At 71.3% G+C, this 12745-nt stretch carries 11 protein-coding genes; 2 read left to right on the forward strand and 9 right to left on the reverse strand.

Going from position 1 to position 12745, the window contains the following annotated elements:
• Positions 1-9 precede the first annotated feature (9 nt).
• The 3 genes from clpB to ABD784_RS08400 all read right to left on the reverse strand — a co-directional run bounded on the left by clpB (position 10) and on the right by ABD784_RS08400 (position 3670).
• Positions 10-2607: an ATP-dependent chaperone ClpB gene (gene clpB / locus ABD784_RS08390; RefSeq protein WP_344882781.1), complete on the reverse strand. Its 2598-nt coding sequence runs from the start codon at positions 2605-2607 to the stop codon at positions 10-12.
• A gap of 115 nt (positions 2608-2722) precedes the next feature.
• Positions 2723-3208 carry an anthrone oxygenase family protein gene (locus ABD784_RS08395; RefSeq protein WP_344882784.1) on the reverse strand — a complete coding sequence of 162 codons (486 nt, stop codon included), beginning with the start codon at positions 3206-3208 and terminating at the stop codon, positions 2723-2725.
• A gap of 45 nt (positions 3209-3253) precedes the next feature.
• Positions 3254-3670, reverse strand: a complete 417-nt coding sequence (locus ABD784_RS08400) for a YccF domain-containing protein (RefSeq protein ID WP_344882787.1) — start codon at positions 3668-3670, stop codon at positions 3254-3256.
• Positions 3671-3752: 82 nt separating this feature from the next.
• Between ABD784_RS08400 and trmB the strand changes: the two genes are divergently transcribed.
• The gene (gene trmB / locus ABD784_RS08405) at positions 3753-4556 is read left to right on the forward strand and encodes a tRNA (guanosine(46)-N7)-methyltransferase TrmB (protein WP_425582943.1); all 804 of its coding nucleotides are present in this window, start codon (positions 3753-3755) and stop codon (positions 4554-4556) included.
• 32 nt (positions 4557-4588) lie between these two features.
• A complete protein-coding gene (locus tag ABD784_RS08410; RefSeq protein ID WP_344882793.1) occupies positions 4589-6064 on the forward strand; it encodes an alanine/glycine:cation symporter family protein in 1476 nt (491 codons plus the stop codon).
• 114 nt (positions 6065-6178) lie between these two features.
• Here ABD784_RS08410 and ABD784_RS08415 read toward each other — a convergent pair whose 3' ends face one another.
• The 6 genes from ABD784_RS08415 to dnaK form a co-directional block, all read right to left on the reverse strand.
• Positions 6179-7099 (reverse strand): alpha/beta hydrolase, encoded by a 921-nt coding sequence (locus tag ABD784_RS08415; protein WP_344882796.1) that lies wholly within the window; start codon positions 7097-7099, stop codon positions 6179-6181.
• A gap of 122 nt (positions 7100-7221) precedes the next feature.
• Positions 7222-8037 carry an AMIN-like domain-containing (lipo)protein gene (locus ABD784_RS08420; protein WP_344882799.1) on the reverse strand — a complete coding sequence of 272 codons (816 nt, stop codon included), beginning with the start codon at positions 8035-8037 and terminating at the stop codon, positions 7222-7224.
• A gap of 208 nt (positions 8038-8245) precedes the next feature.
• Positions 8246-8698, reverse strand: a complete 453-nt coding sequence (locus tag ABD784_RS08425) for a heat shock protein transcriptional repressor HspR (RefSeq protein ID WP_344882802.1) — start codon at positions 8696-8698, stop codon at positions 8246-8248.
• 9 nt (positions 8699-8707) lie between these two features.
• On the reverse strand, positions 8708-9697 hold the full coding sequence (locus ABD784_RS08430) for a J domain-containing protein (RefSeq protein WP_344882805.1): 990 nt from the start codon (positions 9695-9697) through the stop codon (positions 8708-8710).
• 181 nt (positions 9698-9878) lie between these two features.
• Positions 9879-10610 (reverse strand): nucleotide exchange factor GrpE, encoded by a 732-nt coding sequence (locus ABD784_RS08435; protein ID WP_344882808.1) that lies wholly within the window; start codon positions 10608-10610, stop codon positions 9879-9881.
• Between the two features lie 14 nt (positions 10611-10624).
• Complete coding sequence (dnaK, locus tag ABD784_RS08440; protein WP_344882811.1) at positions 10625-12484, reverse strand: molecular chaperone DnaK; 1860 nt, start codon at positions 12482-12484, stop codon at positions 10625-10627.
• Between the last annotated feature and the right edge of the window lie 261 nt (positions 12485-12745).

Here is a 12745-nt window from a genome sequence, read left to right on the forward strand (position 1 = left end):
CCGACGACGCTAGGCCGCGCGCGTGACCCTGAGGCCGGTCCGCTTGCTCTCCTCCGGCTCGATGTCCACCAGGACCTCGTCGCCGTCGGCGATCCCGCCTCCGAGGAGCTCCCGGGCCAGCCGGTCGCCGATCTCGCGCTGGACCAGCCGCCGCAGCGGCCGCGCCCCGTAGGCGGGGTCGAAGCCCGTGAGGGCCAGCCACTCGCGGGCCGCATCCGTGACGTCCAGGGTGAGCCGACGCTCGGCCAGCCGGCGGGCGAGCGCCGCCACCTGCAGGTCGACGATCCGTCCCAGCTCCTCGAGCGAGAGGGGATCGAACATGATGACGTCGTCGAGCCGGTTCAGGAACTCCGGCTTGAAGGAGCCGTTCACGACGTTCATGACCGCCTGGCGCTTGGCGTCGTCGTCCAGGGCGGGGTCCACCAGGAACTGCGAGCCGAGGTTCGAGGTCATGACCAGGATGACGTTGCGGAAGTCCACCGTGCGGCCCTGGCCGTCGGTGAGGCGTCCATCGTCGAGCACCTGGAGCAGGATGTCGAAGACCTCCGGGTGGGCCTTCTCCACCTCGTCGAGGAGGACCACCGAGTACGGGCGGCGGCGCACGGCCTCGGTGAGCTGGCCGCCCTCGTCGTAGCCGACGTATCCGGGAGGGGCGCCGACCAGTCGCGAGACCGAGTGCTTCTCCGAGTACTCGGACATGTCGATGCGGACCATCGCCCGCTCGTCGTCGAAGAGGAAGTCGGCGAGCGCCTTGGCCAGCTCGGTCTTGCCGACGCCCGTCGGCCCGAGGAACATGAACGACCCCGTCGGGCGGTCCGGGTCGGAGATGCCGGCCCGCGCCCGGCGGACGGCGTCCGAGACGGCCGAGACCGCCTTCGACTGCCCGATGAGCCGGCGGCCCAGGAAGTCCTCCATGGCGAGCAGCTTCTGGGACTCGCCCTGCAGCATGCGGCCGGCGGGGATGCCGGTCCAGGCGCTGATCACCTCGGCGATGTCCTCGGCGGAGACCTCCTCGGAGACCATCAGCTCGTGGCCGCCCGCGTTCTGCTCCGCCTCCTGCGCCTCGGCGAGCTGCTGCTGGAGGGCCGGGATCTCCCCGTAGAGCAGGCGGGAGGCCTTCTCCAGGTCGCCCTCGCGCTGGAGCCGCTCGGCCTGCATGCGCAGCTCGTCGAGCCGCACCTTCAGATCGCCCACCCGGTTGAGGCCGGCCTTCTCGGCCTCCCACCGCGCGTTGAGCGCATCGAGCTGCTCCGCCTTGTCGGCCTTGTCGGCCCGGAGCGCCTCGAGGCGCTCCACCGATGCCGGGTCGGTCTCGCCCTCGAGGGCCAGTTCCTCCATGGTCAGCCGGTCGACGGCGCGGCGCAGCACGTCGATCTCCTCGGGGGCCGAGTCGATCTCCATGCGCAGGCGGGAGGCGGCCTCGTCCACGAGGTCGATCGCCTTGTCCGGCAGCTGCCTGCCGGTGATGTACCGGTTGGAGAGGTTCGCGGCGGCCACGAGCGCCGAGTCGGCGATCTGGACCTTATGGTGCGCCTCGTAGCGCTCCTTGAGGCCGCGCAGGATGCCGACCGTGTCCTCCACGCTCGGCTCCCCCACGTACACCTGCTGGAAGCGGCGCTCGAGCGCGGGGTCCTTCTCGATGTTCTCGCGGTACTCGTCCAGCGTCGTCGCGCCGATCAGGCGCAGCTCGCCGCGGGCCAGCATGGGCTTGAGCATGTTGCCGGCGTCCATGGCGCCCTCGGAGGCGCCGGCGCCGACGACGGTGTGGATCTCGTCGATGAACGTGACGATCTGCCCGTCCGAGTTCTTGATCTCCTCGAGGACGGCCTTCAGCCGCTCCTCGAACTCGCCGCGGTACTTGGCGCCGGCGACCATCGAGCCGAGGTCCAGCGCGATCAGGGTCTTGCCGCGCAGCGACTCCGGGACGTCGCCGGCGACCATGCGCTGGGCCAGCCCCTCGACCACGGCGGTCTTGCCGACGCCGGGGTCGCCGATGAGGACCGGGTTGTTCTTGGTGCGCCGGGACAGCACCTGGACCACGCGGCGGATCTCGGCGTCCCGGCCGATGACCGGGTCGAGCTTGCCGGAGCGCGCGATCGCGGTCAGGTCCGTGCCGTACTTCTCGAGGGCCTGGAACGTGGCCTCGGGGTCGGGGCTGCCCACGGTGCGGTCCCCGCGCAGCCCCGGCAGCGCCGTCGTCAGCGCCTCGGGGGTCGCGCCCGCCTCGCGGAGGATCTCACCGGCCCGGCCGGTGTCGCCGGCGAGACCGATGAGGAGGAACTCGGTGGAGACATAGCTGTCCCCGGCCTCGGAGCTCGCCTGCTGGGCCGCGCCGACCACCTGCAGGAGCTGCCGCGAGAACTGCGCCTGCGCCACGGAGGACCCGGACGACGCCGGGAGCGCCTTGATGGCGCCACTCGCCTGGACGGAGACCACGTCGGGATCCACGCCGGCGGCCTTCAGCAGTGCGACGGCGACGGACTCCCGCTTGTCCATGAGGGCCTTCAGCAGGTGCACCGGCTCGATCTGCGGGTTCCCGGCCGTCGAGGCGTTCATGCCGGCCGAGGACAGGGCCTCCTGGCTCTGGGTGGTGAATTTGGTGTCCACTCGTGATCCTTTCTCTGCATCGCTGTCAGCGCGGACGATCCACTCAAACTTGAGTCTACTATGCTCAACTTTGTCGCGCGAGGATCTATTCCCCCTGGCAGAGGCGGTGGCGTCCTCAGGCCGAGAGGACGGCGGCGGCGCAGAAGACCGCGGCGGATCCCGTCGAGAGGACGGCGCGCACCGTGTTGGCCCGCGTCCACTCGCGGAGGTAGGCCCGCCAGACGGGCACCGCGCCGGCCGCCCGCGGATCCAGCCGCGCCAGCGACTCGTTGCGCGGCACGTGGTAGACCACGGTGAGCACGAACCCCGCGAGGTAGAGCACCGCTCCTCCGACGAGGAGGGCTCCCGGCACCGGTGCCGCCGTGCCGGGTCCCGCCGTCACGGCCCGGACGGCGAGCAGCACGCTGAGCAACGCCGCACCGAAGAACGCGGCCATGAAGGGCGGGCGGACCGCATTCCGGTTGAAGCCCTGCATGCGCAGGATGCCGTCGGCCGGCGCCAGGGCGGCGAGCCGGGGCATGACCCGGAACGAGAAGTTGCAGTACACGACCGCCGTCGTACCCGTCGCGACCATGGCGGCCAGCGCGAGCCAGGCGTTCACCGCCCGGCTCCCGGAGGCGGACCGGCGGACCGTGCGCCGGTCACGTCAGTAGCGGCGGTAGGTCGGCAGGACGGCATCGGAGGGCACGATCTCCTTGCCCAGCGGCACCAGTGAGACGGGGATCAGCTTGAGGTTGGCGATGCCCAGCGGGATCCCGATGATGCTCAGGAACATCGGGATCGCGGTGAGCACGTGGCCGATGGCGATCCAGATCCCGGCGACCAGGACCCAGATGACGTTGCCGAGCGTGGCCCCGACCCCGCCGCCGCGCGGGCGCTCCACGATGGTCCGGCCGAACGGCCACAGCGCGTAGAGCCCGATCCGGAAGGACGCGATCCCGAAGGGGATGGTGATGATGAGGATGCAGCAGACGATGCCGGCGGCGAAGTAGCCGAGGGCGAGCCACAGGCCTCCGAAGACGAGCCAGATGACGTTCAGGATGGCGGAGAGTGTGGACTTCATGGCCTCATTCTGTCCCCTGCGGCCGGATGCGGCCATAGGGGTTCTCCCTGATTCGCCCGCAAGCCGGTCCCGCAGGCCTCGGATGCCCGGACGGCGGGACGGGTACCCTTTCAGGGTGAATTCCCCGGAGAACCGCAAGCAGCCCGTCAGCGGCCGCGCCGTCGACGACCCCAGCTACTACCGCTCCGAGCCCGTGTCCTTCGTGCGCCGCGGATCGCGCCTCCAGGGCCGCCGGCTGGCCGCCTGGGAGAAGTACGCGGGCCAGTACCTCTACGAGGTCCCCCGCGACATCGCCGACACCTCCGTCAGTCGCCAGGCCGGCTTCGACCAGGAGGCCGTGTTCGGCCGGACCGCGCCCCTGACCGTGGAGATCGGCTCGGGACTCGGTGAGGCGATCGTCACAGCGGCGGCCGCGCACCCCGAGCGCGACTACCTCGCGGTCGAGGTCTACGCCCCTGGCCTGGCCCAGCTCATGCTGCGCGCCGGCAAGCAGGGGCTGACCAATGTGCGTGTCATCCAGGCGAACGCCCCGGAGGTCCTGGAGCACCTGCTCGCCCCGGGCAGCGTCGACGAGCTGTGGGTCTTCTTCCCGGACCCCTGGCACAAGTCTCGCCACCACAAGCGCCGCCTCGTCAAGGAGAGCTTCGCGGATCGCGCGCACCGGGCCCTGCGCCCCGGCGGTCTCTGGCGGCTCGCCACGGACTGGGAGGAGTACGCGCACCAGATGCGTGACGTCCTCGAGGCGGACACCCGCTTCGAGAACCTGCACGACGGCGAGGCCGGCGGCTGGGCGCCGCGCTTCGAGGGCCGGGTGCAGACGAGCTTCGAGACCAAGGCGCTGGCGGCGGGCCGCTCGATCTTCGACCTGGCGTACAGGCGGCGCTGACGCTGCATGACCGGGCGGGTATATTCGCTCGCATGCAACTCTTCCACAACGAGGCCATCGAGGCCTGGCTCGGCGAATCCGGCGGCTGGCTCTGGACCTGGATCATCCTGCCGGTCGTCGCGATCGTCGGCCTCTACTTCACCATCCGCACCGGAGCCGTCCAGGCACGCATGCTGCCGAACATGCTCCGCACGCTCACCGACAAGGCGCTGGTGGGCCGGGACGGCAAGCCGAAGTCCATCTCCTCCTTCCAGGCCTTCACCGTCTCCGCGGCCTCGCGCGTGGGCGTCGGCAACGTGGCCGGCGTCGCCACGGCGATCGCCATCGGCGGTCCCGGCGCCGTCTTCTGGATGTGGATCATGGCGTTCATCGGCGGCGCCTCGAGCTTCGTGGAGTCCACCCTCGGCCAGCTCTACAAGGAGAAGTCGAGCGACGGCTACATCGGCGGCCCCGCCTACTACATGCAGAAGGGGCTCAAGGCCCGCTGGCTCGGCATCGTCTTCGCCGTCATCCTGGTGATCTGCTTCCCGATCGCGTTCTCCTCCCTCCAGGCCAACACGATCGCCCAGGCCATCTCCGGGGCCGCGGGCAACAGCGATCCGACGCTCATGGTGACGATCGCCGTCGCGCTGGCCGTGCTGACGGCGCTCGTGGTGTTCGGCGGGATCCGCCGCATCGCCCAGGTCAGCCAGTCCCTGGTGCCGGCGATGGCGGTGCTCTACATCCTGGTCGGGCTCCTCGTCGTGGTCGTGAACATCTCGGAGCTGCCCCGGGTCCTCGGCTCGATCTTCACCGAGGCGTTCAACTTCCAGTCCGCCGTCGGCGGCGGTCTCGGCGCGGTCATCATGCAGGGCGTCAAGCGCGGCATGTTCTCCAACGAGGCCGGCCTGGGCTCCGCGCCGAACGTCGGCGCGACGGCGGCCGTGTCCCACCCCGTGAAGCAGGGCCTGGTGCAGACGCTCGGCGTCTACTTCGACACCTTCGTGGTCTGCTCGGTGACGGCGTTCATCATCCTGGTCTCCGTCCCGGATCCGCTCGGAGAGACGCAGGGCATCGAGCTGACCCAGGGCGCGCTGGCCGACTCGCTCGGAGCCTGGTCCGCCGTCCTGCTGGCGGTCATCATCCTGCTGCTGGCCTTCAGCTCGATCATCGGCAACTACTACTACGGCGAGGCGAACATCGCATTCATGACCCGCAGCAAGGCCGTCATGACGGCCTACCGCACGCTCGCCACCACCGCCGTCCTGATCGGCGCGCTGGCCAGCGTGAACGTGGTGTGGAGCTTCGCGGACGGGATCATGGGACTGATGGCCCTGACGAACCTGGTCTCGATCTTCCTCCTGGGCGGGATCGCCCTGAAGCTGCTCAAGCACTACAGCGCCCAGCGCGCGCTCGGCCAGGATCCCGTCTTCCTGGCCACGGACATGCCCGAGCTCAGCGGCATCACCGCGTGGACACCGGAGGACGTCGAGTCGTTCGAGCCCGCGCACGCCAAGCACGCGAAGTAGCGGGCCACCCGCTCCCGCCCGCGCCCCGCGGGCCGAGACACGATGCCGGCGGCCGGCTCCCGATCAGGGGGCCGGCCGCCGGCAGGTCTGCAGGGTGCGGCCCCGGGGGTGGGCTCAGATCGGAGCGAGCCCCGTGGTCACGCGGGCGATGTTCCGCAGCGACGTGGTGCCGGGGTCGCGGTACCCGTAGACGCTCTGCAGGCTGCCCGGAACGAAGTGGGAGGAGTTGTGGCCGGTCACGGGGTGCAGCCCGAGCTCCGGGCGGGCCTCCACGCCGAGTTCGCGGCCCACGCGCGACCGGGCCCCGCTGAGCTGACCGAGCCAGCGGCCGGCCCGCGCGATGTAGTCGCTCCGGGCCACCGCGTCGAAGAGGCGCTCGTCGCGGATGCGCAGCGACTCCACACTGTCCCGGAACCTCGACGGCAGGCCGGGCGAGCCGGTGGAGACCACGGCGTCCACGAGCGGCTGTCCCGGCGGCATGACGCGGGCCAAGTGCTCGAGGGCCAGCACGGCGACGATCGAGCCGTAGGAGTGGCCCTCCAGTGCCAGGTGCGGGCGGTCGGGCCGGAAGCGCTGCAGCCGCAGGTAGTCCTCGACGAACCGCGGGACCCCCGCCTTGGCGTGGATCGCGGAGAGGGCCATGAGGTACCCGGGCGGGCGGTAGCCGAGCCAGGCGATGGACGCCGGGTTCGGTGCGCCGACCCGGCGCTGCTCCAGCAGCACCTGCCCGGCCTCGCGGACCGTCCCCCACATGGCCGTGTCGGGTGTGATCCCCACACCCTGCAGGTGCCACGTGATGTGGCTCGCCGTGTCCAGGTCGCCGAGCGCGATCGCGGCCAGCGGCCGCGGTCCGGTGAGGTCCAGGTACAGGAGCCTCCGCTCCGGGATCGCGCGGTCCATGGAACCGTGCCGGAGCGCGTGCCCGACGCCCTCGACGGCGCGGCGCTGCCGGTCCGCGAGGCCGCGCCGCACGGCCCAGAGCTCGTCGAACCGGCGGCGCGCCTCGGCCGTGTACTCCGCATAGTCCCGTGCCACCACAGGGGGATCGTACGCCGTGGGGGCCACAGGGTGGCTCGCCTCCGGATGGGCACGCCCGCCGCGGCCGGCCGCGCGGAGTCTCGATGCCATACGGTTCGTCCGCCCTTCGTCGTCCGGGGTCAGTTCTCGACGTCGATCACGAGCCGCGATCCGTCCTCGAGCATCTGCACCGAGAAGGGGCGCTTCTCGTCGAGCGAGACGTAGTAGCTGGACGCGCCCTCGAAGACGCTCGTCGTGACGGTCTCCAGGAGGATGTCCGAGTCGCCTGTCCACGCCTTGTCCAGGACTGCGTGGCCGTGCTCCTCCCCCGCCATGCCCGGACGCAGACCGGTGACGTGGACGGCGAGGTAGGCGGAGCCGGCCATCTCGATGGGGTGGCCGCTGCCGGGCTCCGTGGGCTCCTCGACGTACTCGACGCGGTACCCCGGCAGCGCCCCGTCGGTGTGGTCGAAGACGATCCGGTCGAACCCGTCGTGGCCGCCGACGCGGGCGTCCTCGAGCAGCAGTTCGTCCCCCTCGGCCGGAACGTCGAGGGCCTCCGGGAAGCCCTCGCTCTCCCGCGGGTCGGTGCCGAAATCGCCGTCGGCCGGCGTCGGGGCGTCGCCGCTCGCGGACGGGTCCGCGTCCGTTCCGCGGCTCTCCGGTGCGGTGGCGTCCGGCTCGGCCGTTCCTGTCCCCGACGCCGCGGGGGACGAGGCGTCCGGCGTGGCCGGGGTGCTCCCCTCGGTCGGCTCGGGCTCGGTGCCGCCGGGACTGCACGCGGCCACGGCCAGGGCCAGTGCGACGCCGAGGCCCACCGCCGGCAGCACGCGTCGCCGTCGTGCGTGGGACGGGGACGCAGGCCGGGACAGCCTCGAGGGAAGGGGCCCGCTCCGGGCCGCCTCGCGGCCTGCCGTCGGCTCCCCTGCGCGCGGTTCCGTGACTGGTGCTGCCATGACCGTTCATCCTCCCGGGTCCGGCGCCGCCGGAACGGGGCGCCTGTCCTCCCAGCCTAGCGCCGCGCCGGGCCCTGGCGCGTGCGGTGCGGAGCCGCCCGCGACCGGCTGATCCACAGCTGACCAGCGACGCCTGACTCGCGGTGCCTGACCAGCACGGCCCGACCAGAACGGCCCGACCAGAACTGCCTGGCCGGCGCTGCCCCGACTAGCGACCCAGTTGGCGGCCGGACTGGCGGCGGGGCTCCCAGACCACGAGCGCCTGACTGCGCGGACGGGGACGCTCGCCGCGGGCCAGCGTCACCACGTCGCCCGCCGAGCCGGCGGCGAAGACCCGCGAGAGGTCGGACTGCAGGCGCCGCGTGGAGCGCTCGGCCTCCAGCTCCTCGGTCAGTTCGCTCACGCGCGACTGCAGCGCCTGCACCTGGTGCTCCAGCTCCATGATCCGCTTGATCCCCTCGAGCGAGACCCCGTCCTTGGAGAGGCGCTGCACCTCGCGCAGCAGCTCGACGTCGCGCGCACTGTACCGACGCTGCTTGCCACGCTGGCGCTGCGGCCTCACGATGCCCAGCCGGTCGTACTGCCGCAGCGTCTGCGGATGCATGTCGGCGAGCTGGGCCGCCACGGAGATCACGAACACCGGCGTCACATCGTCAGTCATGGCGGTCCCCTAGAGCGCGGCCTTCTCGGCCAGCCCCGCGCGGGGATCGGCGTCGGCCGTCGCCGCGGCGAACGCCTCGACGGCCTCCCGGGCCTCGCCGGACAGGTTCTGGGGCACCACGACGTCGATCGTGACCAGCAGGTCCCCGGTCGCCTTCGCCGTCTTGACGCCGCGGCCCTTCACGCGCAGGGTCCGCCCGGAGCTCGACCCGGCCGGGACCTTGAGCCGGACGGTGTCGCCGGCGAGGGTGGGGACCTCGATCTCGCCGCCGAGGGCCGCCTCCGCGAAGGAGACGGGCACATGGACCCGGATGTCGTTGCCGTCGCGGGCGAAGAACCGGTGCGGCTTCACGTGGACCTTGACCATCAGGTCGCCGGGGCCGGCCTGCCCCGGCTGGCCCTTGCCGCGCACGCGGACGGTCTGGCCGTCCTTGATGCCGGCCGGGACGCGGACCTCGACGATCTCGCCCGACGGATCGCGCAGGCTGACCTTGGTGCCCTGGATGGAGGACCCGAACGAGATGTTCGCGGTGGCCGTCCGGTCGGCGCCCTTGCGCGGCGGCTCCTGGAAGCCGCCGCCGAAGCCCCCGCCGCCGAACAGGTCGGCGAACTCGGGCGGGACCTGCCCGCCGGCGGGCCCGTAGGACCGGCGACCACCGAAGCCGCCGGCCTGCGCGCCGCCGCCGAAGAGGTTGCTGAACACGTCGTCGAATCCCGGGCCGGCGCCGGGCCCTCCCGCGCCGCCGGCGCTGAAGCGCGCCCCGGAGCCCATGGCCCGGATCGCGTCGTACTGCTGGCGCTGCTCGGGATCGGAGAGGACCGTGTTGGCCTCGGTGACGTCCTTGAAGCGCTTCTCGGCGTCCGCGTCGCCCGGGTTCGTGTCCGGGTGGTACTTGCGGGCGAGCTTGCGGTACGCCTTCTTGATGTCCGCGTCCGACGCATCCTTGGAGACACCGAGGATCGCGTAGAAGTCCTTGTCGACCCAGTCCTGGCTTGCCATCCGGCGTCTCCTCCTCGTGTGTCGGTGAATGTTAGTGCGCCGCGTCGGCGGCGGGTCGGGCCCGCCCTGGCGAGCACCGCCGTCGTACCGGAGACCCCGGCCGCCTCGGGGAGGCGACGGGACGATCCGGGACGACGGCGATGCACGCCCCCGGGCCCGCGGGGCCCGGGAGGTGTTCCGGCTACTCGCCGGTCGAGACGATCACGCCTGCGGCGCGCAGGACGCGCTCGCCCTTGCGGTAGCCGGTGCGGAGGACCTGGGCGACGTGGTCGGCCGGGACCTCCGGGTTCGGCTGCTGCATCAGCGCCTCGTGGACGTTCGGGTCGAACGCGACGCCGGCGTCGGCGATCGCCTCCAGCCCGTGGCCCTCGAGGATCGTGTTGAGCTTGCGGGCGACGGCCGCGAACGGCCCGTCCTCGAGGTCGCCGTGCTGGCGCGCGGCGTCCAGATCGTCGAGGACCGGCAGCAGGCTGGTGAGGACCGACTGCACGGCCAGCTCCCGGACCTGCTCGCGGTCGCGCTCGACCCGCTTGCGGTAGTTCACGTACTCCGCCTGCAGGCGGAGCAGATCGTTGCGCAGCTCGGCTTCGACGTCCGTCGCCGCCTCCGGCGCAGCGTCCTCGCCGGAGGCACCGTTGATGATGCGCTCCGCCTCGGCGAGGGCGTCGGCGGCATCAGCCTCCGCGCTGCCCGCTTCGGCGTCGGAGCCGCCCTCGGGGGCGCGGCCGTCCGGAGCCTGGCCCTCGGTGGAGCCGGCCTCCGCGGATCCGGCGTCCGCCGGGGCGGGGTCGGCCGACCCCTCCCCGGCAGCTTCCGTGCCGCGTGGCTGACCCGACTCCGGATCGATCTTCCGTTTGTCGTTGAAGCGCACCGGCTCCTCGCCGTGCTCTTCCTCGTGACCGTGATGCGGCATGGAAGGAACCGTCCTTACTTCTTCTCGTCCTCGTCGACGACCTCGGCGTCGACGATGTCCTCGTCGTCCTTGGCCCCGTCGGCGTCGGCGTCGGCCGCGGCGTCGCCCGCCGCGCCCTCGGACTGCGCCTGCGAGTAGAGGGCCTCGCCGAGCTTCGTCTGGGAGCTCTGGAGCTTCTCGAACGCGGTCTTCACCTCGTCGTCGTTGTCCTGCTTCTCCAGCGCGGCCTTGAGCGCGTCGACGTCGGCCTGGACCTCGGTCTTGACGTCCTCGGGGAGCTTGTCCTCGTTGTCCTTGATGAGCTTCTCCACCGAGTACGCCGACTGCTCTGCGGCGTTGCGGGTCTCGGCCGCCTCACGGCGTGCCTTGTCCTCGGCCGCGTGCTCCTCCGCCTCCTTGACCATGCGCTCGATGTCCTCCTCGGACAGCGAGGAGCCGCCCGTGATGGTCATCGACTGCTCGGTGCCGGTGCCCTTGTCCTTGGCGGACACGTGGACGATGCCGTTGGCGTCGATGTCGAAGGTGACCTCGATCTGCGGCACGCCGCGCGGAGCCGGCGCGATGCCGGTCAGCTCGAAGGTGCCCAGCGGCTTGTTGTCGCGGGTGAACTCGCGCTCGCCCTGGAAGACCTGGATGGACACGGACGGCTGGTTGTCGTCCGCCGTCGTGAAGGTCTCCGAGCGCTTGGTCGGGATGGCCGTGTTGCGCTCGATGAGCTTGGTCATCACGCCGCCCTTGGTCTCGATGCCGAGGGAGAGCGGGGTGACGTCGATGAGCAGGACGTCCTTGCGCTCGCCCTTCAGCACGCCGGCCTGGAGCGCGGCGCCGACGGCGACGACCTCGTCCGGGTTGACGCCCTTGTTGGCCTCCTTGCCGGCCAGGTCCTTGACCAGCTCGGCGACGGCCGGCATGCGGGTGGAGCCGCCGACCAGGATGACGTGTGCGATGTCGGAGACCTTGATGCCGGCCTCCTGGATGACGTCCTGGAACGGCTTCTTGGTCCGCTCCAGCAGGTCCTTGGTCAGGTCCTGGAACTTGGCGCGGGACAGGTGCTCGTCCAGGTGCACCGGGCCCTCGGGAGTCACCGAGAGGTACTGCAGCGAGATGTTGGTGCTGGTGGCCGAGGAGAGCTCCTTCTTGGCCTGCTCCGCGGCCTCCTTCAGGCGCTGGAGGGCGATCTTGTCGTTGGACAGGTCGGCGCCCTTGGACTTGGCCTGGGCCAGCAGCCAGTCGACGATCCGCTGGTCCCAGTCGTCGCCGCCGAGACGGTTGTCGCCCGCGGTGGAGCGGACCTGGATGGTCGAGAAGCCGTCCTCGTCCTTGCCCACCTCGAGGAGGGAGACGTCGAACGTGCCGCCGCCGAGGTCGAAGACGAGGATGAGCTCGTCCTCCTTGCCCTTGTCGAGGCCGTAGGCCAGGGCGGCCGCGGTCGGCTCGTTGACGATGCGCAGGACGTTCAGGCCCGCGATCTCGCCGGCCTCCTTGGTGGCCTGGCGCTCGGCGTCGTTGAAGTAGGCGGGGACGGTCACGACGGCGTCGGTGACCTTCTCGCCCAGGTACGACTCGGCGTCGTGCTTCAGCTTCATCAGCGTGCGCGCGGAGATCTCCTGCGCGGTGTACTTCTTGTCGTCGACCTCGACGCTCCAGTCGGTGCCCATGTGGCGCTTGACGGAGGCGATGGTGCGATCGATGTTGTTGACGGCCTGGCGCTTGGCGATCTCGCCGACGAGGACCTCGCCGGACTTCGAGAAGGCCACGACCGACGGGGTGGTGCGCGCGCCCTCGGCGTTCGCGATGACGGTCGGCTCACCGCCCTCGAGGACGGACACGACGGAGTTCGTGGTTCCGAGGTCGATTCCTACTGCACGTGACATGGTGCTCCTTCTTTCTGACGATGGGTCCGCTCGGTCCGGCCGCCGGTGTCCGGCACGCTGGCTTGAGCGTTCTGGACTCAACTTTACTCACGCCGGGTCCGCTGTCAATCCAGAGTTGAGCGGAGTTGACTCAACTTTGGCGGGAACCATCGGCGGGGACGATGCGACGAGCTCATCCCAAGGCCCTGACTAGGCACTTTGTGGCGTGTGACGAGGGCCGCGCCGCCCTGTTCGCCGTCAGCGATGCCGCCCGGGGCCCCT

Source organism: Zhihengliuella alba (genome assembly GCF_039538765.1).
GTDB lineage: Bacteria > Actinomycetota > Actinomycetes > Actinomycetales > Micrococcaceae > Zhihengliuella > Zhihengliuella alba.